This is a genomic window from Klebsiella pneumoniae, assembly GCF_000742135.1.
Classification (GTDB): domain Bacteria; phylum Pseudomonadota; class Gammaproteobacteria; order Enterobacterales; family Enterobacteriaceae; genus Klebsiella; species Klebsiella pneumoniae.
In genome coordinates this window covers 4621189-4645006 of record NZ_KN046818.1, presented here as the reverse complement: position 1 = coordinate 4645006, position 23818 = coordinate 4621189, and the positions used below count along the sequence as shown (strand labels likewise).

The 23818-nt window shown below is 58.4% G+C and carries 16 protein-coding genes and 1 pseudogene; 10 read left to right on the top strand and 7 right to left on the bottom strand.

All coding sequences use genetic code 11. The features are described from left to right. The first annotated feature begins 26 nt into the window (after positions 1 to 26). The 3 genes from glgC to glgP are packed head-to-tail and all read left to right on the top strand — an operon-like array spanning position 27 to position 5220. Positions 27 to 1322, top strand: coding sequence for a glucose-1-phosphate adenylyltransferase (glgC, locus tag DR88_RS03950; protein WP_002920566.1), 1296 nt, complete (start codon positions 27 to 29; stop codon positions 1320 to 1322). Then, the gene (gene glgA / locus DR88_RS03955; protein WP_002920564.1) at positions 1322 to 2755 is read left to right on the top strand and encodes a glycogen synthase GlgA; all 1434 of its coding nucleotides are present in this window, start codon (positions 1322 to 1324) and stop codon (positions 2753 to 2755) included. The genes glgC and glgA overlap by 1 nt, the downstream gene beginning before the upstream one ends. 17 nt (positions 2756 to 2772) lie before the next feature. Further along, entirely contained in the window at positions 2773 to 5220 is a 2448-nt protein-coding gene (gene glgP / locus DR88_RS03960) for a glycogen phosphorylase (protein WP_004150067.1), read from the top strand. Positions 5221 to 5308: 88 nt separating this feature from the next. Here the strand turns inward: glgP and glpD are convergent, their stop codons facing one another. Then, complete coding sequence (gene glpD, locus DR88_RS03965; protein ID WP_002920554.1) at positions 5309 to 6817, bottom strand: glycerol-3-phosphate dehydrogenase; 1509 nt, start codon at positions 6815 to 6817, stop codon at positions 5309 to 5311. A 204-nt stretch (positions 6818 to 7021) separates the two neighbouring features. Here glpD and glpE point away from each other — a divergent pair, with 204 nt between their 5' ends. Genes glpE through DR88_RS03980 form a run of 3 tightly spaced genes read left to right on the top strand, consistent with a single transcriptional unit; the run spans position 7022 to position 9040 of the window. Continuing rightward, positions 7022 to 7351 carry a thiosulfate sulfurtransferase GlpE gene (gene glpE, locus DR88_RS03970; protein WP_002920552.1) on the top strand — a complete coding sequence of 110 codons (330 nt, stop codon included), beginning with the start codon at positions 7022 to 7024 and terminating at the stop codon, positions 7349 to 7351. 50 nt (positions 7352 to 7401) lie between these two features. Continuing rightward, the gene (gene glpG / locus DR88_RS03975) at positions 7402 to 8232 is read left to right on the top strand and encodes a rhomboid family intramembrane serine protease GlpG (protein WP_004151408.1); all 831 of its coding nucleotides are present in this window, start codon (positions 7402 to 7404) and stop codon (positions 8230 to 8232) included. 49 nt (positions 8233 to 8281) lie between these two features. Then, complete coding sequence (locus DR88_RS03980) at positions 8282 to 9040, top strand: DeoR/GlpR family transcriptional regulator (RefSeq protein WP_002920548.1); 759 nt, start codon at positions 8282 to 8284, stop codon at positions 9038 to 9040. Between the two features lie 15 nt (positions 9041 to 9055). Here the strand turns inward: DR88_RS03980 and malT are convergent, their stop codons facing one another. After that, on the bottom strand, positions 9056 to 11761 hold the full coding sequence (gene malT, locus DR88_RS03985; protein ID WP_002920545.1) for an HTH-type transcriptional regulator MalT: 2706 nt from the start codon (positions 11759 to 11761) through the stop codon (positions 9056 to 9058). Between the two features lie 624 nt (positions 11762 to 12385). On the opposite strand from malT, the pseudogene malP reads away from it, so the two are divergent. Together malP and malQ are read left to right on the top strand one after the other, a co-directional pair. Beyond that, a pseudogene (gene malP / locus DR88_RS0126660) lies at positions 12386 to 14776 on the top strand (maltodextrin phosphorylase). 10 nt (positions 14777 to 14786) lie between these two features. Then, positions 14787 to 16880 (top strand): 4-alpha-glucanotransferase, encoded by a 2094-nt coding sequence (gene malQ, locus DR88_RS03990; protein WP_002920543.1) that lies wholly within the window; start codon positions 14787 to 14789, stop codon positions 16878 to 16880. A gap of 102 nt (positions 16881 to 16982) precedes the next feature. On the opposite strand, the gene gntT is transcribed toward malQ, so the two are convergent. From gntT to gntX, 3 genes are all read right to left on the bottom strand, one after another. Continuing rightward, entirely contained in the window at positions 16983 to 18299 is a 1317-nt protein-coding gene (gene gntT, locus DR88_RS03995; RefSeq protein WP_002920542.1) for a gluconate transporter, read from the bottom strand. Between the two features lie 336 nt (positions 18300 to 18635). Further along, on the bottom strand, positions 18636 to 19211 hold the full coding sequence (gene nfuA, locus DR88_RS04000) for a Fe-S biogenesis protein NfuA (protein ID WP_002920540.1): 576 nt from the start codon (positions 19209 to 19211) through the stop codon (positions 18636 to 18638). Between the two features lie 58 nt (positions 19212 to 19269). After that, entirely contained in the window at positions 19270 to 19944 is a 675-nt protein-coding gene (gene gntX / locus DR88_RS04005; protein ID WP_004185961.1) for a DNA utilization protein GntX, read from the bottom strand. A gap of 38 nt (positions 19945 to 19982) precedes the next feature. On the opposite strand from gntX, the gene bioH reads away from it, so the two are divergent. Together bioH and DR88_RS04015 are read left to right on the top strand one after the other, a co-directional pair. Next, complete coding sequence (gene bioH / locus DR88_RS04010) at positions 19983 to 20756, top strand: pimeloyl-ACP methyl ester esterase BioH (RefSeq protein ID WP_004174021.1); 774 nt, start codon at positions 19983 to 19985, stop codon at positions 20754 to 20756. A gap of 120 nt (positions 20757 to 20876) precedes the next feature. Beyond that, entirely contained in the window at positions 20877 to 21146 is a 270-nt protein-coding gene (locus DR88_RS04015; RefSeq protein ID WP_002920510.1) for a YdgH/BhsA/McbA-like domain containing protein, read from the top strand. 88 nt (positions 21147 to 21234) lie between these two features. On the opposite strand, the gene feoC is transcribed toward DR88_RS04015, so the two are convergent. Both feoC and feoB read right to left on the bottom strand, forming a co-directional pair. Continuing rightward, entirely contained in the window at positions 21235 to 21474 is a 240-nt protein-coding gene (gene feoC / locus DR88_RS04020; RefSeq protein WP_002920509.1) for a [Fe-S]-dependent transcriptional repressor FeoC, read from the bottom strand. 9 nt (positions 21475 to 21483) lie between these two features. Continuing rightward, positions 21484 to 23802 (bottom strand): Fe(2+) transporter permease subunit FeoB, encoded by a 2319-nt coding sequence (gene feoB, locus DR88_RS04025; RefSeq protein ID WP_004150058.1) that lies wholly within the window; start codon positions 23800 to 23802, stop codon positions 21484 to 21486. Positions 23803 to 23818: the final 16 nt, after the last annotated feature.

The window sequence follows — 23818 nt, the reverse complement described above, 5'->3', positions numbered from 1 at the left end:
AGCGGGGGTGTAAAAAGGAGTTAATCATGGTTAGGCTTGAAAAAAACGATCCGCTGATGCTGGCGCGTCAATTACCCATCAAATCCGTGGCGTTGATCCTCGCGGGCGGGCGTGGCACCCGGCTGAAGGATCTCACCATTAAGCGTGCGAAACCTGCCGTTCACTTTGGCGGCAAGTTCCGTATTATCGATTTCGCATTATCTAACTGCATTAACTCAGGGATCCGCCGCATCGGCGTTATTACCCAGTATCAGTCGCACACGCTGGTGCAGCACATCCAGCGCGGCTGGTCGTTCTTCAGCGAAGAGATGAACGAGTTTGTCGATCTGCTGCCGGCTCAGCAGCGCGTGCATGGCGAAAATTGGTATCGCGGCACGGCGGATGCGGTGACGCAGAACCTGGATATCATCAGCCGCTACAAGGCCGAGTACGTGGTGATCCTCGCGGGCGACCATATTTATAAGCAGGACTACTCGCGCATGCTGATCGACCATGTCGAAAAAGGGGCGCGTTGCACCGTGGCCTGCATGCCGGTGCCCATTGAAGAGGCATCCGCCTTCGGCGTCATGGCGGTCGACGAAAACGAAAAAATCATTGAGTTTGTCGAGAAACCCGCCAACCCGCCGGCGATGCCGACCGACCCGACCAAATCGCTGGCCAGCATGGGCATTTATGTCTTTGACGCCGCCTATCTTTATGAGCTGCTGGAAGAAGACGATCGCAACGAGAACTCCAGCCACGATTTCGGTAAAGACATCATTCCGAAGATCACCGAAGCTGGCATGGCTTATGCACATCCTTTCCCGCTCTCCTGCGTGCAGTCCGACCCGAACGCCGAACCTTACTGGCGCGACGTGGGGACGCTGGAAGCCTACTGGAAGGCTAACCTCGATCTGGCGTCAGTCACGCCGGAGCTGGATATGTACGACCAGAACTGGCCGATCCGCACCCATATGGAATCGCTGCCGCCGGCGAAGTTCGTGCAGGACCGCTCCGGTAGCCACGGCATGACCTTGAACTCGCTGGTTTCCGGGGGGTGCATTATCTCCGGGTCGGTGGTGGTGCAGTCGGTGCTGTTCCCGCGCGTGCGGGTGAATTCGTTCTGTAACATTGATTCGGCAGTCTTGTTGCCAGATGTCTGGGTGGGGCGCTCATGCCGCCTGCGTCGCTGCGTGATTGACCGCGCCTGTGTTATCCCGGAAGGAATGGTGATTGGTGAGAATGCGGAAGAGGATGCACGCCGCTTCTATCGCTCAGAGGAAGGTATCGTGCTGGTGACCCGCGACATGCTGCGGAAATTAGGGCACAAACAGGAGCGCTAATGCAGGTCTTACATGTATGTTCTGAGATGTTCCCGCTGTTAAAGACGGGCGGTCTGGCGGACGTCATCGGCGCACTGCCGGCGGCGCAAATCGCGGAGGGTATCGATACGCGCGTGCTGTTGCCGGCGTTTCCCGATATCCGTCGCGGCGTGGTGGATGCCCAGGTGGTGACCCGCCGGGATACCTTCGCCGGGCGGATCACGCTGCTGTACGGCCACTTTAACGGCGTGGGGATCTACCTGATAGACGCCCCGCATCTCTATGACCGTCCGGGGAGCCCTTACCACGATACCAACCAGCACGCTTATCCCGACAACGTCCTGCGCTTTGCGCTGCTGGGCTGGGTGGGAAGTGAAATGGCCAGCGGACTGGATCCGTTCTGGCGCCCGGATGTGGTGCATGCCCATGACTGGCACGCCGGCCTGACGCCGGCCTACCTGGCGGCGCGCGGACGCCCGGCTAAATCGGTGTTTACCGTGCACAACCTGGCGTACCAGGGGATGTTTTACTCCTGGCATATGAATGACATTGAGCTGCCTTGGTCGTTCTATAACATGCATGGCCTCGAGTTTAACGGGCAGATCTCGTTTCTCAAGGCCGGCCTCTACTACGCCGACCATATTACGGCGGTGAGCCCGACCTACGCGCGCGAGATCACCGAGCCGCAGTACGCCTACGGCATGGAGGGGCTGCTGCGCCAGCGCCATCATGAAGGTCGGCTGTCGGGAATTCTCAACGGCGTTGACGACGGTATCTGGAGCCCGCAAAACGATCTGCTGCTGCCGATGCGCTACGATCGCGACACGCTGGAGGAGAAGGCGGAGAACAAGCGTCAGCTGCAGATTGCCATGGGCCTGAAGGTCGATGATAAAGCGCCGTTGTTTGCCGTCGTCAGCCGTCTTACCAGCCAGAAAGGGCTGGACCTGGTGCTTGAAGCGCTGCCGGGTCTGCTTGAGCAGGGCGGCCAGCTGGCGCTACTGGGCGCCGGCGATCCGGTGCTGCAGGAAGGTTTCCTCGCCGCCGCCGCCGAACACCCGGGCAAAGTGGGTGTGCAGATTGGCTACCATGAGGCCTTCTCCCACCGCATTATGGGCGGCGCCGACGTCATTCTGGTCCCGAGCCGCTTTGAACCCTGCGGCCTGACCCAGCTGTATGGTCTGAAGTACGGGACGCTGCCGCTGGTGCGCCGCACCGGCGGTCTGGCGGACACCGTCGCTGACAGTTCGCTGGAGAATCTGGCCGATGGTCTGGCGACAGGGTTTGTCTTTGAGGACAGCAATGCGCTGTCATTGCTGCGCGCTATCCGTCGCGCCTTTGTCCTCTGGTCGCGCCCGTCGCTCTGGCGCTACGTGCAGCGTCAGGCGATGAATATGGATTTTAGCTGGCAGGTTGCCGCGAACTCCTATCGCGAACTTTATCAACGCTTGATGTAACCACTGGAGTCATTGTTATGAATGTACCCTTTAGCTATGCATCACCGACGCTGAGCGTTGAGGCGTTAAAGCATTCTATTGCCTATAAACTGATGTTTATCATCGGTAAAGATCCGGCCATCGCCAACAAGCATGAATGGCTTAACGCCACGCTGTTTGCCGTTCGCGATCGCATGGTGGAGCGCTGGCTGCGCTCCAAGCGCGCGCAGCTCTCCCAGGAAGTGCGCCAGGTGTACTATCTGTCGATGGAGTTTCTGATCGGCCGCACCCTCTCGAATGCGCTGCTGTCGCTGGGCATTTATGACGATGTGAGCAGCGCGCTGGCGGAGATGGGGCTCGATCTCGAAGAGCTGATCGATGAAGAGAATGACCCCGGGCTTGGCAACGGCGGTCTGGGCCGCCTGGCGGCTTGCTTCCTTGACTCCCTGGCGGCGCTGGGTCTGCCGGGACGCGGTTACGGCATCCGCTACGACTACGGGATGTTTAAACAGAATATTGTCGATGGCCGGCAAAAAGAGTCTCCTGACTACTGGCTGGAGTACGGTAACCCGTGGGAGTTTGAGCGCCACAACACCCGCTATAAAGTGCGCTTCGGCGGCCGCATTCAGCAGGAAGGAAAGAAAACCCGCTGGATTGAGACGGAGGAGATCATTGCGGAAGCCTACGACCAGATCATCCCCGGCTTTGACACCGACGCCACCAACACGCTGCGTCTGTGGAGCGCGCAGGCCAGTAGCGAAATTAACCTCGGTAAATTCAACCAGGGCGACTACTTCGCCGCGGTAGAGGATAAAAACCACTCCGAAAACGTCTCCCGCGTGCTCTATCCGGACGACTCGACCTACTCCGGCCGCGAGCTGCGCCTGCGCCAGGAGTATTTCCTCGTGTCGGCCACGGTGCAGGATATCCTGAGTCGCCATTATATGTTGCATAAGACCTATGACAACCTGGCGGACAAGATTGCCATTCACCTGAATGACACCCACCCGGTGCTGTCGATACCGGAGCTGATGCGTCTGCTTATTGACGAACATAAGTTCAGCTGGGACGAGGCGTTCGAGGTGACCTGCCAGGTCTTCTCCTATACCAACCACACCCTGATGAGCGAAGCGCTCGAGACCTGGCCGGTGGATATGCTGGGTAAAATTCTGCCGCGCCATCTGCAGATTATCTTCGAGATTAACGACTATTTCCTCAAGACCTTGCAGGAGCAGTATCCGAACGATACCGACCTCCTCAGCCGCACCTCGATTATCGACGAGTCTAACGGCCGCCGTGTGCGGATGGCCTGGCTGGCGGTAGTGGTCAGCCACAAGGTCAACGGGGTGTCCGAGCTGCATTCCCGACTGATGGTGGAGTCACTGTTTGCCGAATTCGCCAAAATCTTCCCAATGCGCTTTATCAACGTGACCAACGGTGTGACGCCGCGCCGCTGGCTGGCGCTGGCCAACCCGCCGCTGTCGAAAGTGCTGGATGAGCATATCGGCCGCACCTGGCGGACCGATCTGAGTCAGCTTGATGAGCTGAAACAGCATATCGACTACCCGATGGTCAATCAGGCGGTGCGTCAGGCCAAGTTTGAGAACAAACAACGGCTGGCCAGCTATATTGCTCAACAGCTCAATGTGGTGGTCAATCCGAAGGCGCTGTTTGATGTGCAGATCAAACGTATCCATGAGTACAAACGGCAGCTAATGAATGTGCTGCACGTCATCACCCGCTATAACCGGATCAAGGCCGATCCGCAGGCCGAGTGGGTGCCGCGGGTGAATATTTTCGCCGGTAAGGCGGCCTCGGCCTACTACATGGCCAAGCACATTATTCACCTGATCAACGATGTGGCGGCGGTGATTAATAACGATCCGCAGATTGGCGACAAGCTGAAGGTCGTCTTTATCCCCAACTACAGCGTTAGCCTGGCGCAGCTGATCATTCCGGCGGCAGACCTGTCGGAACAGATCTCCCTCGCAGGCACTGAAGCTTCCGGCACCAGTAATATGAAGTTTGCCCTTAACGGCGCGCTGACTATCGGCACCCTTGATGGGGCAAACGTGGAGATGCAGGAGCACGTGGGCGAAGAGAATATCTTTATCTTCGGTAACACCGCGGAAGAGGTGGAGGAGCTACGTCGCAGCGGCTATAAACCACGCGAATATTACGAGCAGGATGAAGAGCTCCACCAGGCGCTGACGCAGATCGGTACCGGCGTCTTCAGCCCGGCAGAACCGGGGCGCTACCGCGACCTGCTGGATTCGCTGATTAACTTTGGCGACCACTACCAGGTTCTGGCGGACTATCGTAGCTATGTGGACTGCCAGGATCGCGTCGACGAGCTGTATCAAAACCCGGAAGAGTGGGCCTATAAGGCGATGCTGAATATTGCCAACATGGGCTACTTCTCTTCCGACCGGACGATCCAGGAGTACGCGAAATATATCTGGCATATCGACCCGGTAAGGCTGTAAGCCAGTCAACGCAACACAACGGGGCCATTTGACCCCGTTGTTTGATTATTGCGGTTGAACCTGGCCTCAGGCGTTTCCGCCGGCAGCGTTACGACGCTAACGACAGCTCAGACTTTCCCGCATGCTGCGCCAGCCATTCGCTGATGCGCGCCTGCTGCTCGGCAGTCAGCCACATACCCTGTTTGGTTCGACGCCAGATGGCGTCATCCAGGCTGCGCACCCACTCGTGCTCAACCAGATATTTCAGCTCGGCTTCATAAAACTCGTGGCCGAAATCTTCCCCGAGATCGCTCAGGGCGCTGGCTTCCTTCAGGATCCACTCGCTGTTGCTCCCGTAGGTGCGGGCATAATGGCGGGCCAGTGATTCACTGATGAACGGGAAGCGACGGCGCAGTTTTGCCGCGTAGTCGTCGCGGTCGCCGCCGATATCGCCGCCGGGGAGCACCGCGGTTTTGGTCCATGCCGGGCCGATCCCTTTGTAATAGGGGGTCAGTTTTTCCAGTGCATGCTCGGCCAGTTTGCGATAGGTGGTCAGCTTGCCGCCGAAGACGGACAGCAGCGGCGCCTGACCGTTCTCATCGTGAATATCCAGGGTATAGTCGCGGGTAATGGCCTGCGGCGAATCCGACTCGTCGTCGCACAGCGGACGGACGCCGGAGTAGGTCCAGACGATATCGTCCCGGCTGAGGGTCTTTTTAAAGTGCGCGTTATAGACGTTCAGCAGATAGTTGATCTCTTTATCATCAATGGCCACCGCTTTCGGATCGCCCTTATACTCGACGTCCGTCGTGCCGATGATAGAGAACTCATCCATCCACGGAATAACAAACACTATGCGTTTATCTTCGTTTTGCAGAATATAAGCCTGTTTCTGGGTATGCACCCGCGGCACCACGATGTGGCTGCCCTTGATCAGACGGATGCCGTAAGGCGAGCGCAGATGCATCCCTTCGTCGAAGAACTGTTTGACCCATGGGCCGGTGGCATTGACCAGGCCGCGCGCCTTCCAGGTAAACTTCTCACCGCTATCAATATCTTCCGCTTCCACCACCCACAGGCCATTCTCACGTTTCGCCGAGATAGCGCGAGTGCGGGTACGCACTTCGCCGCCTTTGCGGACGACCATCTGCGCGTTGGCCAGCACCAGGCGGGCATCGTCGACCCAGCAGTCGGAATATTCGAAACCGCGCACAATTTCCGGTTTAAGTACCGATTCTGCGCCAAAACGCAACCCGGTGGATCCCGGGAGGCTGGTGCGTTTGCCCAGATGATCGTACATAAACAAGCCGATACGGATCATCCATGCCGGGCGCAGATGCGGGCGATGCGGTAGGCGAAAGCGCATCGGGAAGGCGATATGCGGGGCCATTTTTAACAGCACTTCACGCTCGGCCAGCGCTTCGCTGACCAGACGGAACTCATAGTGTTCGAGGTAGCGTAGCCCGCCGTGGATCAGTTTGGAACTGGCGCTGGAGGTGGCGCAGGCGAGATCGCGCGCTTCCAGCATCAGTACGGATAAACCACGCCCGGCGGCATCTGCCGCGATACCGGCACCGTTGATGCCTCCGCCTATCACAATCAGATCTTTGGTTTCCACGTTCTTACCCTCTCACACTTTCGTTTAAGCTCATAAATGCTCGATATCGCTCACTATAGCAAACAAACGCGCTTTTGGTAACATCAAAAAAACATTTTGAAGTGATGGGTGTAACATATTGGCGTTTCTTTACCGCCTGACGGTACACTACAGGGTAAAATTGGGCCGGCCATCGCCCGTCATGACGAGAAAGAGAAGAGAATCATGGAACAGTTTGAATGCATCAATGTTGAAGAAGCGCACCAGAAACTGCATCAGCAGACGGCGGTACTGGTCGATATCCGCGATCCGCAAAGCTATGCGATGGGTCATACGCCGGGCGCGTTTCATCTGACCAACGATACGCTGGGCGCGTTTATGCGTGACAACGACTTTGACACGGCGGTGATGGTGATGTGCTATCACGGCAACAGCAGCAAGGGCGCCGCGCAATATCTGCTGCAGCAGGGGTTTGATAAGGTCTATAGCGTTGACGGCGGGTTCGACGCCTGGCATCGCCATTTCCCGGCGGAAGTGGCGCGCGGGACGTTTTAACGACCGGCAGGTATACTATCCCCCTTTGTGTGGAATAAGCGATTCGCTGCATGTTAATGATTACCTCTTTTGCCAACCCGCGGGTGGCCCAGGCGTTTGTCGATTATATGGCGACGCAGGGGATTATCCTGACCATCCAGCAGCATACCCAGAGCGACGTCTGGCTGGCTGATGAGAGTCAGGCCGGGCGCGTCAGGGCTGAGCTGGCGCGTTTTCTCGAAAACCCGGCGGACCCGCGCTATCTTGCGGCGAGCTGGCAGTCCGGACAGACCAATAGCGGGTTGCGCTATCAGCGCTTTCCTTTCTTTGCCACGCTGCGGCATAACGCCGGTCCGTTCACCTGGGCGATTCTGCTGATCTGCATCGCGGTGTTCATCCTGCAAAATCTGCTGGGCGATCAGCCGGTGATGATTTGGCTGGCCTGGCCCTACGATCCTTCGCTGCAGTTCGAAGCCTGGCGCTATTTCAGCCATGCTTTCATGCATTTCTCGCTGATGCATATTCTCTTCAACCTGCTATGGTGGTGGTATCTTGGCGGCGCGGTGGAAAAGCGCATCGGCAGCGGCAAGCTGGTGGTGATCACCGTCATCAGCGCTCTGCTGAGCGGCTTCGTGCAGCACCAGTTTAGCGGCCCGTGGTTTGGTGGCTTGTCGGGCGTGGTCTACGCGCTGATGGGCTACGTCTGGCTGCGGGGCGAGCGCGATCCGCAGAGCGGTATTTATCTGCAGCGCGGGTTGATACTCTTCTCTTTAGTGTGGTTAATTGCTGGCTGGTTTGACGTTTTCGGCATGGCGATCGCCAACGGCGCGCACGTGGCTGGTCTGGCGACCGGCCTGGCGATGGCGTTTGTTGATACCTTACATGGGCGAAAACGCGCATAAAGACTTACCGACAGGGGTCGGGTAGGCGACATTTTTCCAGGGATATTTCATGAAACAAACACAACGTCATGACGCCATTATCGAGCTGGTAAAAAAACAGGGTTACGTCAGCACGGAAGAGCTGGTTGAGCAGTTCGCGGTAAGCCCGCAGACCATCCGCCGCGACCTGAACGATTTAGCCGAACAGAAAATGATCCTCCGCCATCACGGCGGCGCGGCGCTGCCCTCCAGCTCGGTGAACACCTCCTGGCACGATCGCAAAGCGACCCAGACGGCGGAGAAAGAGCGTATCGCCCGGCGGGTGGCCAGCGAGATCCCGGACGGGGCGACGCTGTTTATTGATATCGGCACCACGCCGGAAGCGGTGGCGCACGCCCTGCTCGATCACAACGATCTGCGGATTGTGACCAATAACCTTAACGTCGCCAACACGCTGATGGTGAAAGAGGACTTCCGCATTATTCTCGCCGGCGGCGAACTGCGTAGCCGGGACGGCGGGATTATTGGGGAAGCGACGCTGGACTTTATCTCGCAGTTCCGCCTCGACTTCGGCATTCTCGGCATCAGCGGCGTAGACAGCGATGGCTCGCTGCTGGAGTTTGATTATCATGAAGTGCGCACCAAGCGGGCGATCATTGAGAATTCACGCCACGTGATGCTGGTAGTGGACCATACCAAGTTTGGCCGCAATGCGATGGTCAACATGGGCAGCATCAGTATGGTCGATGCGGTCTATACCGACGTGCTGCCGCCGGCCGGCGTGCTGAAGGTGATCACTGATAACAACCTTCAGCTGGAACTGTGCTAAACGGCAACGGCGTCGTCAGACGCCGTATCCCATCATCTTAAGTAACTGCTGGGCATGCTGTACCGCGTCCTGCCGGTGGGCGACGCCCAGTTTCTGATACAGGTTGCGAATGTGGGTCTTGATGGTGGTGGCCGCCACGTCAAGCTCGCCGGCAATCTGCTCGTTGCTGTAACCGGAATAGATTAAGCCAAGCACCTGCCACTCGCGCTGGGTCAGCGGGCTGGTGCGGATAAGCTCCGGCACCTCCGGATGATTCAGCAGTCGCTCGACGAACCCTTCGTCAAAGTGGGCGAATTTGTGGCGATGATGCTGGTTGATGTCGCGCAGAATACGCTGGGCGCGATGCTGCTCCAGCTCCGGCAACGTGTTCAACTGGATCAGCTGGCGCAGCTGCTGGGCCATCGCCTCGCCTTCAATCACAAAGTGGTTGATAAAACCGGTGCGGTTGGCGAGCGTCAGGGCTTCCAGCAGGGCTTTCTGCGCTTCGCTCTTGCGTCCCGACTGCCAGTACAGCTGGTTGAGCAGCAGCAGGTTGCGGTTGAGATCGCTCATTAAACGCAGCGAACGCGCATTTTCGTTCAGCTCTTCCAGCACCATTTCCGCCGGTTCGAAATCGCCCAGCAGGATCTGCGCCCGGGCAATGTTGCGCCACTGGCTCTGCAGGAAGTGGTTGTTGGCGAACTCCGGCTTTGGCGTCTGGCGCAGCCAGTTGGCCGCCGCGGTTTTATCACCGGTCATCTGCCAGTAGATCACTCGCACCTTATCGGCGTTGGAGACCCAGTCGCTGTGATAGTGACCGTTACCGAGCAGGTTTTCCAGCCGGTTCAGGTGGCTGCGGGCATTATCCAGATCGCCGCGCGCCAGTGAGCACTGGACCATCAGCGCCAGGCACTGCAGCTGCTGCTGCGGCTGATAGGTGGAGAGCACGTCCATCCCCTGGCGGGCGCAAGCTTCAGCCTCGTCGAGGCGCGCCCATGCCCACAGCAGCTGAGAACGGATGCGCAGCAGGAACTCATGCATCGGCAACTGCTCAAGATGCTGTTCGCGTACCAGCTGGAAGGCTTTCTCCTGGCTCTCCCAGGCGGCCTGCAGGAAGCCCTGGGCGAAGAGGATTTCGCTTTGCTGAATGATGCTCCACAGGGCGTAATGCCATACGTCGTGACGGCGGGCCATCTGTTCGGTCTGCTGCATCACGGCGAGGGATTTGGTCAGCTTCCCCTTACAATGGAGAACTTCGCCATGCACCGATGTGGCGACGATGCGGCTGTAATAGTTGGCCAGCGGCAGCTCTTCCAGGGCCACCATTGACAGACGTTCCGCCTCGTCCTGGTCGCCATCGTTAATCGCCACCTGCGCGCGCAGCGCGTTGAAGTCGCCATGCATCGCGGTGTCCATTTCCACACTCATCTCCTGCTCGGCGCGCGCCAGCAGGGTATTGACTTCGCTGTAGCGATGCTGGCTCTGCATCAGCCAGGCCTGGAGCAGGATCAGGCGCGGATTTTCCAGCAGATTGGACCATGGCAGCGCCGCCAGCGACTGCTCCAGTAGCCCCAGCTCGCTATGGTTAAACATGCCCCAGGCATGATTGAGCAAGATATCGCGCAGCATTTTGGCATCGCCGGCCGCCAGCGCATGGTGGATGGCCTCGCTGGGGAAACCTTGCGCCATCCAGCTTTCCGCCGCGGCGCGGTGGATCTCCGGTAGTTCAACCGCCAGCTCCCACTGACAGCGCTGGCGCAGGAAGCTGCCAAACAGCGGGTGATAGCGGAACCATTCGCCGGAATCATCCATCCGCTGCAGGAACAGCCCCTGGCGTTCGATCTCCTCCAGCTGCATCTGGCCATTCTCTTCGCCGGTGACGCGCACGATTAACGCGTCGTTCATTGAGCGCAGCAGAGAACTCTTCAGCAAAAAGTTGCGCGTGCGGGCGTCAACGTTATCCAGCACTTCATCCACCAGATAATCCGACAGATGGCTGGCGTTAATCCCGGCGAGGCGGCGGGCGGAGTGTTGGGCGGAGGAGTTATTCTGGCGGGCGGAGAGGGCGATGAGTTGTAGCGCGGTGGCCCACCCGGCGACATCGTCGCACAGCCGGCTACTGTCGTCGGCTTCGATAGGCGATGTCAGACGACAGTCGAAAAATTGTTTCGCCTCCTGGTGGGTAAAGGCCAGCTGCTGACTGCCAATCTCCAGAAGCTGATCGCGGACGCGCAGATTGGCAATGCCCAGCTGCGGCAGGTTACGCGACAGGACCACCAGGGTCATATTCTCCGGCTGATGGCGCAGGAAAAAGCGCATCGCGTCATGGATCACCGGATTATTGATCAGATGGTAATCATCAATGACGAGATACAGCGGGCGCTGCCAGTCGGCAAGTTCAATAAACAGCTGCGCAAAAAGAGAGGAGAGACTGGCGTACTGGCGTTTTTGCACCATCGCTTCACTGGCCGCGCAGTGGTTGCCGGTAGCCTGCTGAATCGCCGCGATCAGATAGCTGGCAAAACGCTCCTGCTGGTTGTCGCCTTCGTCCAGCGAAAACCACCCAAGATCGTTTTTACCCGCGGCCCACTGAGAAATGAGCGTTGTTTTACCGTACCCGGCAGGACTGGTGATCAGCACGAGACGATAATTGTTCGCGCCGGAAAGTTTCGCCAGTAAGCGCTCACGAACCACAGTGTGTTCAAGGCGGACCGGACGACTTAATTTGGACGGAATCAACATAGTTCTACATTTCGCTGTGCAAGAGAGAGGTTGCGATTTTTTTTGCGCTTCGTAATTAATATCTAATAAGGTCGGTGATTATGAAATTTATTGCAAGTTATGTCCGAAGTTTATGCTCTTGAATTTGCTCTATGTCACAAATTTCGACATTGGCTGAGAATGGGAAAAAATCGCAGGCAGGACTGGTCGGCCGCGGTTTTCAGGCGGTAGCTGGCGGAGTGTGGGTAGATTTATTTTACGCTAAGAGTAGTTGTTTGTTTTTATTAAATTATTGTCAGCGATTTCTTAGAAGTAATCTTTTTTGCGGGTCAATGCGATGAAAGGTGCTTATTTCTTCAGGGGCCTCTATTTATTTTGTTAATAACGTGGCGAGGAACTGGAAGATTTTTTACGCGTATTGGCCTGTAACAAATTTTTAGCTACCGGAGGTAACCTCTCAATTGTCATATCGCGGTGATTTTTACAGCATATTTTTGCCTTCTCACCCACACTATAGTGTTCAGGATCACACTTTTCGCTCATCCCCGCCACTCCTCCCTGTCTAATCCCCGTCAGGATGAGGACGATGAATCGGGAGGTCGGCACACTAGCGCCATCGTTTTAGTAAAGGACCCGGATCTCATTATGTCACAGACTACATTTAACAAAGCTCAGTTTCAGGCTGCACTGACGCGTCAGTGGCAGCATTTTGGTTTACAGTCCGCTTCCCAGATGACACAGCGTCAATGGTGGCGCGCAGTCAGCGGAGCGTTGGCGGAACTCCTGGCGGCGCAGCCGGTAGCGAAACCGGCGCAAGGACAGCGTCACGTTAACTACATCTCAATGGAGTTTCTGATTGGTCGTCTGACCGGCAACAACCTGCTCAACCTGGGCTGGTACGAGGGCGTCAGCGACGCGCTGAAAGGCTACGATGTCAACCTCACCGATCTGCTGGAAGAAGAGACTGACCCGGCGCTGGGTAACGGCGGCCTGGGACGTCTGGCAGCCTGCTTCCTCGACTCCATGGCGACGGTGGGGCAGTCGGCGACCGGTTACGGTCTCAACTACCAGTATGGCCTGTTCCGCCAGTCATTTGACGATGGCCAGCAGATGGAAGCCCCTGACGACTGGGGGCGCAGCAGCTACCCGTGGTTCCGTCATAACGAAGCGCTGGATGTCCAGGTAGGTATCGGCGGGAAAGTCAGCAAAAACGGCGAATGGCAGCCGGCGTTCGTCATTACCGGCGAAGCCTGGGACCTGCCGGTGCTTGGCTATCGCAACAACGTCGCCCAGCCGCTGCGTCTGTGGCAGGCCAAACACGCTCATCCGTTCAACCTGACCAAATTCAACGATGGCGATTTCCTGCGCGCCGAGCAGCAGGGCATCGACGCGGAAAAACTGACCAAGGTGCTGTACCCGAACGACAACCATCAGGCCGGTAAAAAACTGCGCCTGATGCAGCAGTACTTCCAGTGCGCCTGCTAAGTGGCCGATATCCTGCGCCGTCATCATCTGGCAGGCCGCAAGCTGGCCGAGCTGGCGGATTACGAAGTGATCCAGCTGAACGATACGCACCCGACCATCGCCATCCCGGAGCTGCTGCGCGTGCTGATCGACGAGCACCAGCTGAGCTGGGACGACGCCTGGGCGATCACCAGCAAAACCTTTGCTTACACCAACCACACCCTGATGCCGGAAGCGTTGGAATGCTGGGATGAGAAGCTGGTGAAAGCGCTGCTGCCGCGCCATATGCAGATCATTAAAGAGATCAACGACCGCTTTAAACAGCTGGTGGACGAAACCTGGCCGGGCGATAAGCAGGTCTGGGCGAAGCTGGCGGTGGTGCATGACAAACAGGTTCGGATGGCCAACATGTGCGTGGTGGGCGGCTTTGCTGTCAACGGCGTGGCGGCGCTGCACTCGGATCTGGTGGTAAAAGATCTGTTCCCGGAATATAACCAGCTGTGGCCGAACAAATTCCATAACGTGACCAACGGCATCACGCCGCGCCGCTGGATCAAGCAGTGCAACCCGGCGCTGGCCTCGCTGCTGGATGAGACGCTGAAAAAAGAGTGGGCCAATGACCTCGACCAGCTGATCAACCTGGAAAAATATGCTGACGATGCGGCGTTCCGTCAGACTTATCGCGATATCAAGCAGGCCAACAAAGTTCATCTGGCTGAGTTTGTGAAGCAGCGTACCGGGATTGAGATCAACCCGCAGGCGATCTTCGATATCCAGATCAAACGTCTGCACGAGTATAAGCGTCAGCACCTTAACCTGCTGCATATCCTTGCGCTGTACAAAGAGATCCGCGAAAACCCGCAGTCCGACCGCGTACCGCGCGTCTTCCTGTTCGGCGCGAAAGCGGCGCCGGGCTACTATCTGGCGAAAAACATTATTTTTGCCATCAATAAGGTAGCGGAAGCGATCAACAACGACCCGAAAGTCGGCGATAAGCTGAAGGTGGTCTTCCTGCCGGACTATTGTGTATCGGCAGCAGAAAAACTGATCCCGGCGGCGGATATCTCCGAGCAGATCTCCACCGCGGGTAAAGAAGCCTCTGGCACCGGCAACATGAAGCTGGCGCTGAACGGCGCGCTGACCGTCGGGACGCTGGATGGCGCTAACGTGGAAATCGCTGAGCAGGTGGGCGAGGAGAACATCTTTATCTTCGGCCACACGGTTGAAGAGGTGAAAGCCCTGAAAGCGAAAGGCTACGATCCGCTGAAATGGCGTAAAAAAGACAAGCTGCTCGATGCGGTGCTTAAGGAGCTGGAGAACGGCACCTACAGCAACGGCGACAAGCATGCCTTCGATCAGATGCTGCACAGCCTGCTGCAGGGCGGCGATCCGTACCTGGTGCTGGCCGATTTCGAAGCCTACGTAGCGGCGCAAAAACGGGTAGATGAGCTGTATCGCGACGAGGAGGCCTGGACCCGCGCGGCTATCCTCAACACCGCGCGCTGCGGCATGTTCAGCTCCGACCGCTCGATCCGCGATTATCAGCAACGTATCTGGCAGGCGAAACGCTAAAGGAAGGCCTATGGAGAGTAAACGCCTCGATAATGCCGCGCTGGCGGCGGGCATCAGCCCCAGCTATATCAACGCGCACGGCAAGCCGCAGTCTATCGCGGCTGTCACCAAACAGCGCCTGCTGGATGCGATGCATCGCTCTACCGCCGCCACGAAAGTGGCGGTTAACCCGCTGCCGAACGTGAAAATTTTCACTCACGGCAAAAAAATGTCGCTGCCGGTGGCAGGACGCGGTGAGTATCAGTGGATCCTGACTACTGAGGACGGTAAGCAGTATCAAGGGAAAACCCGCGGCGGCGAGACGCTGCCGCTGCCGGCCAAACTGCCGGAGGGGTACCACTCCCTGACCCTCACCCAGGAGGGGGAGCGCTGGCACTGCCGGACTATCGTCGCGCCAGCCCGCTGCTATGAGCCGCAGCCGCTGAAAGAGGGGAAAAAGCTGTGGGGCACCTGCGTGCAGCTGTATACCCTGCGCTCAGAGAAAAACTGGGGGATCGGCGATTTTGGCGATCTGCGGGCCATGCTGCCGGAAATCGCCCGCCGCGGCGGGTCGTTTATTGGCCTTAACCCGATTCATGCCCTCTATCCGGCGAACCCGGAGAGCGCCAGCCCCTATAGCCCGTCTTCACGTCGCTGGCTGAACGTTATTTATATCGACGTCAACGCGGTTGAAGATTTCCAGCGTAGCGAAGAGGCGCAGGCGTGGTGGCAGTCTCCGGCAACGCAGCAGGCACTGCAGGCGGCGCGGGAAACGGACGATGTGGATTATACCGCCGTCACTACGCTGAAAATGACCGCGCTGCGTATGGCATGGAAACAATTCTCTCGTCGTGAAGATGAGCAGATGACAGCGTTCCGCGAGTTTGTTCTGCGCGAAGGGGAAAGCCTCTACTGGCAGGCGGCTTTCGATGCGCTGCACGCCTGGCAGGTACAACAGGACCCGCTGCGCTGGGGCTGGCCGGCCTGGCCGAAGGCCTTTCAGGATATCGACAGCCCGGAGGTGAAAGCCTTCTGCGTTGAGCATGAGGATGACGTCAGTTTCTATCTTTGGCTGCAGTGGCTGGCCTGGAGTCAGTTTGCCGCCTGCTGGGAAACCAGCCAGCGTGACGGCATGCCGATCGGCCTCTACCGCGACCTGGCGGTGGGCGTCGCCGAGGGCGGGTCGGAAACCTGGTGCGATCGTGAACTGTACTGCCTGAAAGCATCCGTAGGCGCGCCGCCGGATATTCTGGGCCCGCTGGGCCAGAACTGGGGCCTGCCGCCGATGGATCCGCATATCATTGCCGCCCGCGCCTATGAGCCGTTTATCGACCTGCTGCGCGCTAATATGCAGAACTGCGGCGCGTTGCGCATCGATCACGTGATGTCTGTGCTGCGTCTGTGGTGGATCCCGTATGGTGAAACCGCCGACCATGGCGCTTACGTTCAGTATCCGGTCGACGATCTGCTGTCGCTTCTGGCGCTGGAAAGCCAGCGTCATCGCTGCATGGTGATCGGTGAAGATCTGGGCACGGTACCGGTGGAGATCGTCAGCAAGTTACGCAACAGCGGCGTCTATTCTTATAAGGTGCTCTATTTTGAGAGTGATGCAGAGAAAACGTTCCGCGCGCCGGCGCTGTACCCGGAGCAATCAATGGCTGTGGCGACGACGCACGACCTGCCCACTCTCCGCGGCTACTGGGAAAGCGGCGATCTGACGTTAGGTAAAGCGCTGGGCCTCTATCCTGATGAGGTGGTGCTGCGCGGACTGTACCAGGACCGCGAGCTGGCGAAACAAGGGCTGCTGGACGCGCTGCATAAGTACGGCTGTCTGCCCAAGCGCGCCGGCCATAAGGCCTCGCTGATGAGCATGACGGGGATCCTCAACCGGGGGATGCAGCGTTATATTGCCGACAGCAACAGCGCCCTGCTGGGCCTGCAGCCGGAAGACTGGCTGGAGATGGCGACGCCGGTTAACATTCCGGGCACCAGCACCGAGTACCCGAACTGGCGCCGGAAGCTGTCCGTCACCCTGGAGCAGATGTTTGCCGATGAACGGGTCAATAAGCTGATTAAGGATCTGGATAAACGGCGCAAGGCGGCGAGCAAGAAAGCCGCCTCCTGATAACTTCCTGCCGCGCGCTCCTCTGCGCGGCGAAGAGCATGTCCGATAAAAAAGGCCGGCCCGCTTCACGCGGACCGGCCTTTTTCTGTGGCGGGAGTGACCTTACACCACCATCCCCAGCAGCAGACAGCCCACCAGGCCGCAGACTGAGATAATGGTTTCCAGCACCGACCAGGACTTGATGGTCTCGCCGATGGTCAGGTTAAAGTACTCTTTGAACAGCCAGAAGCCCGGATCGTTAACATGGGAGAAGATAACGCTGCCGGAGCCAACGGCGATAACCATCAGCTCCGGGCTGACGCCGGTGGTGGCGATCAGCGGCGCGGCGATCCCGCCCGCGGTGATGGCGGCTACGGTCGCCGAACCCAGCGCGATACGCAGCACCGCGGCGATAGACCACGCCATAAACAGCGGAGACATGTTCGATTCGTGCATGATAGAGGCGATGTATTTATCCATGCCGCTATCCACCAGCACCTGCTTGAAGGCGCCGCCGCCGCCGATAATCAACAGCATCATGGCGATGATTTTGATCGAAGAGGTCAGGGTATCGTTGATCTGCTCCATGGAGCGGCCGCGGTTCAAACCGAAGGTGAACAGGGCAATCAGTACCGCAATCAGGGTGGCCATCACCGGGTCGCCGAAGAACTCGGCAATTGGCAGGAAGGCGTGGCCTTTCGGCAGGATCATCTCAGCCACGGCGCGCATCGCCATCAGGATCACCGGAACCAGCGAGGTCCAGACGCTGACGCCAAAGCCTGGCATCTCTTCTTCAGTGAACACTTTCGGGTTATGCAGGCCTTCCGGGATCGGCTTATCTATCCCTTTCAGGAAGCGCGCAAACACCGGTCCCGCCAGGATAACCGTCGGGATAGCCAGAATGGTGCCGTAGAGCAGCGTTTTGCCCATATCGGCATGGAAGATGGTGGCGATCGCGGTCGGACCCGGATGCGGCGGCAGGAAGCCGTGGGTGACGGAGAGCGCGGCTGCCATCGGTACGCCGACGTACAGCAACGGAATACGGGCCGAGGCGGCGATGGTGAACACCAGCGGCAGCATCAGCACGAAGCCCACTTCATAGAACAGGGCGAAGCCAACGGTGAAGCCGGTCAGGACCACCGCCCACTGAATATGCTTCTTACCGAACTTATTGATAAGCGTGGTGGCGATACGCTGGGCGCCGCCGCAGTCTGCCAGCAGCTTACCGAGCATAGCGCCGAAGCCCATGATCAGCGCGAGGCTGCCAAGGGTGCCGCCAACGCCGTTTTTGATGGAGACGATCACTTTATCCAGTGGCATACCCTGCATTAATCCGACGGCGAGCGCCACCAGAACCAGCGCAATGAAGCCGTTCATTTTGAAACGGATCATTAACAGCAACAACAGGGCAACCCCGATAGCAACGATGACTAATGGCATGATTTACCTGGCCTTAATTTGTTATGGGTAACGTCAAAGTTCGAACCTGTAGAGCATCCGCTCCGTCAGGGAGCAAAATAGTCTGGCGCCGTAAACGCTTGCATTATCCTTACCCAGAGAAAGGATAGCTGGCTATTTTTTTGCCGGTGGCGCCTGAAATGGATGATACGGGTAACATGTGAGGGTTGAGAATCACCTGACGGGGGAAAATGTTAAATATGAGACTTAAGTCATACTCTTTCCCCGGTTTTTGCCGGTCATTTAGCGGGAGATGTTGCGCGGTAACACAGAAAGGGCCAGGGAGGACCGGCGGCAGGCTGCCGCCGGAGGAAGGGCTTAGTAGTAGGAGTGCTCGCCGCGCTGATGCTCGGTCAGATCGCGAACCCCTTTCAGCTCCGGAAACTCGTTCAGCAGCTGTTTTTCAATACCTTCTTTCAGGGTCACGTCGACCATCGAGCAGCCGTTGCATCCGCCGCCGAACTGCAGGATAGCCAGACCGTCGTCGGTGATCTCCATCAGCGATACGCGGCCGCCGTGGCCCGCCAGCTGCGGGTTAATCTGCGACTGCAGCAGGTACTCGACGCGCTCCATCAGCGGGGCATCGTCAGAGACTTTGCGCATTTTGGCGTTCGGCGCTTTCAGCGTCAGCTGCGAGCCGAGCTGGTCAGTGACGAAATCAATTTCAGCGTCTTCCAGATAGGGCGCGCTGAGCTCATCGACATAGGCGGTCAGCTGTTCAAATTTCAGCGCCGTGTCGGTGTCTTCCACCGCATCCGGTGGGCAGTAAGATACGCCGCACTCAGCGTTTGGGGTGCCGGGATTAATCACAAATACGCGAATTTGCGTCCCTTCTTCCTGATTTGCCAGCAGTTTGGCAAAGTGCGCTTGTGCAGCATCGGAAATACGGATCATAGCGTTGGCCTAATAGTTGACTATTTTACTGGGTTATAATACGCCCATCAGCGGGGGTCTACAAGGTACGGCACAAACACCATACCTGAACCGTCGCGGCGCCGTTTCGCAAAAGCAGGCGGGATATCTCGGCGACGGTGCTGCCGGTCGTGACGACATCATCCACCAGAGCGATATGGAGTCCCTGCACGGCAAATTCAAGCTGAAAGGCATTTTTCAGGTTCTGCCTGCGCTGGCGGGCATTGAGCGAATGTTGGACGGCGCCGGCTCGCTGGCGAGTCAGGCCTTCGCGATGCCAGACGCATCCTCGCCAGCGGGCTAACGGTCGGCACAGTTCGTCGCACTGATTATAACCCCGGCGCCAGCGACGGCGATGCCATAGCGGCACGCCGACCAGAGCGTCTACTGGCGGCAAATCGTCACGCTGCAGAAGGCGCTGCAGCAGCAGACGCGCGAGGGCGGGGCCCAGCTCCGGGCGATGGTGAAACTTCAGCTGCTGCACCAGACCGCTCAGCGGCGGGCGATAGTCATTGACCGCCACCAGCCGATGCCAGGGAGGCGGCTTTTGCAGGCAGCGGCCGCAGGGGTGACGGGATGCCGCCGCCGGCAGGCCGCACTGCGGGCAGAGCGGGGGACAGGCGAGCAGGGCGCGGCTGCAGCGGGAGCAGATCCCCCAGCGGGCGACTGCCAGCGGCATTTGGCATAGCCAGCATAAGCTGTGTGCTGTTAGCATATTTGGCCTTCTGTCCAGTAAAAAGAGAACGGTAACGGATGAACGACATCTGGTGGCAAACAATCGGCGAAGGAGATTGTCATCTTGTGCTGCTGCACGGCTGGGGGCTGAACGCTCAGGTATGGGATTGCATCACGCCGCAGCTGGCTTCGCATTTTACCCTCCACCTGGTGGATCTGCCGGGCTATGGCCGCAGCGGCGGGTTTGGGGCGATGTCGCTGGAGGCGATGGCGCAGCGGGTGCTGGAGCAGGCCCCTCCACAGGCGGTGTGGCTGGGCTGGAGCCTGGGCGGGCTGGTGGCCAGCCAGGTCGCGATTATGCGTCCGGAACGCGTGCAGGCGCTGGTGACGGTTGCCTCTTCCCCCTGTTTCGCGGCTCGTGACGACTGGCCCGGCATCAAGCCCGAGGTGCTGGCCGGATTTCAGCAGCAGCTGAGCGACGATTTCCAGCGCACCGTCGAGCGATTCCTCGCCCTGCAAACCATGGGCACAGAGAGCGCGCGTCAGGATGCGCGGGCGTTAAAGCAGGCGGTGCTCTCGCTGCCGATGCCTTCCGCCGAGGCGCTGAATGGCGGACTGGAGATCCTCAGAACCGTCGATCTGCGTCAGGCGCTGGTCAGGCTGCCGATGCCGTTTCTGCGGCTGTATGGCCGGCTGGATGGACTGGTGCCGCGCAAGATCGTCCCGTTGCTGGATGACCTGTGGCCGGAAAGCGAGTCAATCCTCTTCGATAAGGCCGCGCATGCGCCGTTTGTTTCCCATCCCGCGGCCTTCTGCGAGCCGCTGCTGGCGCTGAAGACGCGGCTGGGGTAATTTTTTTTGCCGCGCCATGGTAAAAGGGCCATTCCTAGCAATACTTAGGTTGTTACGGTGGTTGATTATTTCAATCCGCCACCGTGACCTACAATAACAACCTTATGGAGAGTAGAGGCTATGAAACTTGTTACAGGAATGGTTGCATCTCTGGTGATAGGCACCCTCTCTTTCGGCGCATTCGCCGCGAAAGAGATCCAAAAAGAAGACGTGGCGAAGATGAATCTGACCAAGGTCGGTAGCATTACGACCTCCAGGACGACGTCGCCGATGGACGCCCGACGCGATCTGTCGAAAAAAGCCGATGAGCTGGGTGGGAAATACTTTGTGGTGATTGCCGGGCAGAAAAACGAAAAAACCGTACACGCGAACGCTGACGTTTATAAATAATCCAGTCATAAGAAAACGGGCCTGCTGGCCCGTTTTTCATAGCTGTCTTACTCGTTTTACCTCGTTGCGCGACCTGGCCTGACTCCTTTCATCGCAGCGCCCACCACTCCTGCCGGCACGCCGCTTTCCCTTCAGGGCAACTTTTACAGCTGCCGGAGAGGCAGCCCTCGCTCGTTTCGCTGATCCGGACCACCTTACCCATGGCTTCCATTCGCTCAAGCATGGCGTCAATCAGCGGCTGAGGTGTCTGCAGGCGAGCACTGAGCTGTTTCGCCTCCATGCGGCCCTGCAGGGCCAGCATATCGCGGACTTCCATTAACGACGCCACAGTCCCTCCTTAGTGGCAATCGCCAGCCGGGCTGGAACAGCAGGAGGCCGGCGTTTTTCGCGTGGCCAGCAGCGAGACGTCCACCCTGCTGCGCGCCCGGCGCAACAGGCCGAAGAGCACCACGTTGAACAACACTACCGCCAGGATACATACCAGACTGTAGCGCGGGTGATCGCTAAAGCTAACGGTCTGGTAATAGAGCGTCGAGAGCGAATAGGCGATATTCAGCCCCCACAGGATGGAGAAGGTCATCCAGCCGCGGCTTGATTCGCGGGCGATGGCGCCCATCACCGAGATGCAGGGAATATAGAGCAGGACGAAGATCAGGTAGCTGTATGCCGCCGCTGCGCTGTCAAATTTACTGCCCATCACCCCCATGGCGCCGGTGGCCATTTCGCCATCGCCTTTGCTGGCTTCGATGGGGTTGGCCAGGACGCTGAGGCTGAAGGTGTCTTTCAGTCCCTGCCATGTCTCATCGACGGCGGTGAGCAGTTCTTCGCCGAGACTGAAGGTCTGCGGATTGAATTCCTCATTCTGGATATCTTCGGCGGTATAGAGGGTGTTCAGCGTACCCACTACCACTTCTTTCGCCATCGCGCCGGTAAACAGGCCGACGGTGGCCTGCCAGTTATCTTCATGCACGCCGATCGGTTTAAACACCGGCGTAATGACCCGGCTCACCGAGGCCAGCGCGGAGTCGTTGATGTTGTCGACGACCTTACCGCTCAGTGAGAAACTGTTCAGCGCACTGAGGAAGATGCTGACGATGACGATCACCTTCCCGGCGCGCAGCACAAAGCCTTTCAGGCGCTGCCAGGTCTGGATAATCAGACTTTTGATATGCGGAACGTGGTACACCGGCAGCTCCATCACGAACGGCGAGGCTTCGCCGCGCATAATGGTGTGCTTCAGCATCAGGCCGGTGAGGATGGCCATCACAATGCCCAGCACATAGAGCGAGAATACCGCCAGCGCGCCGTTCTGACCAAAGAAGGCGGCCGCGAAGACGGCGAAGATCGCCAGCCGCGCGCCGCAGGACATAAACGGCGCCATCATAATGGTCATCAGACGCTCGCGCGGCGCGTCAAGGGTGCGGGCGCCCATCACCGACGGCACGTTGCAGCCAAAACCGACAATCAGCGGGACGAAGGATTTCCCCGGCAGGCCGAGGGCTTGCATCAGGCGATCCATCACAAAGGCGGCGCGCGCCATGTAGCCGGAGTCCTCAAGGAAGGAGAGAAACAGATACATCATGCCGATCTGTGGCACCAGCGGCAGCACGGTGTTGATACCGCCGCCGATCCCCTGGGCGAGGAACACGGTCAGCCAGTCCGGGAAGTGCAGGGTGTAACCCAGCCATTGAATGCCATGCACAAAGATCGCGACCGAGCCGGCATCGAAAATCGGCTGCAGCGCGCCGCCGATGTTGATCGCCAGCAGGAACATCAAGTACATGACAAAGAGAAAAATCGGCAACCCGAGGAAGCGGTTGAGGATCACTTTGTCCATCGCGGCGGTGAAGCGGCTTGGTTCGGCGGTCAGGGTATTGCTGACGGCGTCGCAAATGGCGGCGATGGTCTGATAGCGCGCGTCAGCGATGTGCAGCGCCGGGTCGTCGATCTCGTCGCTGAGATTCGCCAGAGCGATATCCAGTTTATCGGCGGCGTCGCCGGCATAGGCCCGGCTGTAGATATCGCCCTCCAGCATCTGCAGACCCAGCCAGCGCCGCTGCCGGGTCGGGATCTGCGCTGACATCTGCTGCGCCAGCAGGTCAGCTTCGCGCAGCAGCGGCTGCGGATAGTGGACCAGCTCAAGATCGCTGTTCGCCTGATGACGGTCGAGGGCGATCTTCAGCGCTTCGATCCCCCGTCCGCGAGTCGATACCAACGGAATGACCGGGCAACCGAGACGGGCGGCGAGGGCGTCGATATCGATCCGCACCTGCTGCTTTTCGGCGATATCCAGCATGTTCAGCGCGACGACGCAGGGGATCCCCAGCTCGAGCAGCTGCAGCGTCAGATAGAGGTTGCGCTCGAGGTTGGAGGCATCGACCACGTTAATCAGCATGTCGGCGTCGCCGCTCAGGATGTAGTGGCAGGCAATCTGCTCGTCCAGCGAGGTCTGCGAGGAGATGGTGGTCAGGGAGTAGGTTCCCGGGAGGTCGACCAGCGTGACCTGGTGGTCAGTGGTGGCGAAAATCCCCTCTTTACGCTCAACGGTCACCCCAGCCCAGTTGCCCACGCGCTGGCGAGCGCCGGTCAGCTGATTAAATAAGGTGGTCTTTCCGGAATTAGGATTACCAATTAAACCAACGGTTAATTTTTGCATATTTCAGACTCTTGTG

What these genes read in the sequence shown, in the direction of transcription:
- glgC (WP_002920566.1), top strand. Translation starts at nt 27, where the DNA reads ATGGTTAGGCTTGAAAAAAACGATCCGCTGATGCTGGCGCGTCAATTA.
- glgA (WP_002920564.1), top strand. Translation starts at nt 1,322, where the DNA reads ATGCAGGTCTTACATGTATGTTCTGAGATGTTCCCGCTGTTAAAGACG.
- glgP (WP_004150067.1), top strand. Translation starts at nt 2,773, where the DNA reads ATGAATGTACCCTTTAGCTATGCATCACCGACGCTGAGCGTTGAGGCG.
- glpE (WP_002920552.1), top strand. Translation starts at nt 7,022, where the DNA reads ATGGAACAGTTTGAATGCATCAATGTTGAAGAAGCGCACCAGAAACTG.
- glpG (WP_004151408.1), top strand. Translation starts at nt 7,402, where the DNA reads ATGTTAATGATTACCTCTTTTGCCAACCCGCGGGTGGCCCAGGCGTTT.
- DR88_RS03980 (WP_002920548.1), top strand. Translation starts at nt 8,282, where the DNA reads ATGAAACAAACACAACGTCATGACGCCATTATCGAGCTGGTAAAAAAA.
- malT (WP_002920545.1), bottom strand. Translation starts at nt 11,761, where the DNA reads ATGTTGATTCCGTCCAAATTAAGTCGTCCGGTCCGCCTTGAACACACT.
- malQ (WP_002920543.1), top strand. Translation starts at nt 14,787, where the DNA reads ATGGAGAGTAAACGCCTCGATAATGCCGCGCTGGCGGCGGGCATCAGC.
- gntT (WP_002920542.1), bottom strand. Translation starts at nt 18,299, where the DNA reads ATGCCATTAGTCATCGTTGCTATCGGGGTTGCCCTGTTGTTGCTGTTA.
- nfuA (WP_002920540.1), bottom strand. Translation starts at nt 19,211, where the DNA reads ATGATCCGTATTTCCGATGCTGCACAAGCGCACTTTGCCAAACTGCTG.
- gntX (WP_004185961.1), bottom strand. Translation starts at nt 19,944, where the DNA reads ATGCTAACAGCACACAGCTTATGCTGGCTATGCCAAATGCCGCTGGCA.
- bioH (WP_004174021.1), top strand. Translation starts at nt 19,983, where the DNA reads ATGAACGACATCTGGTGGCAAACAATCGGCGAAGGAGATTGTCATCTT.
- DR88_RS04015 (WP_002920510.1), top strand. Translation starts at nt 20,877, where the DNA reads ATGAAACTTGTTACAGGAATGGTTGCATCTCTGGTGATAGGCACCCTC.
- feoB (WP_004150058.1), bottom strand. Translation starts at nt 23,802, where the DNA reads ATGCAAAAATTAACCGTTGGTTTAATTGGTAATCCTAATTCCGGAAAG.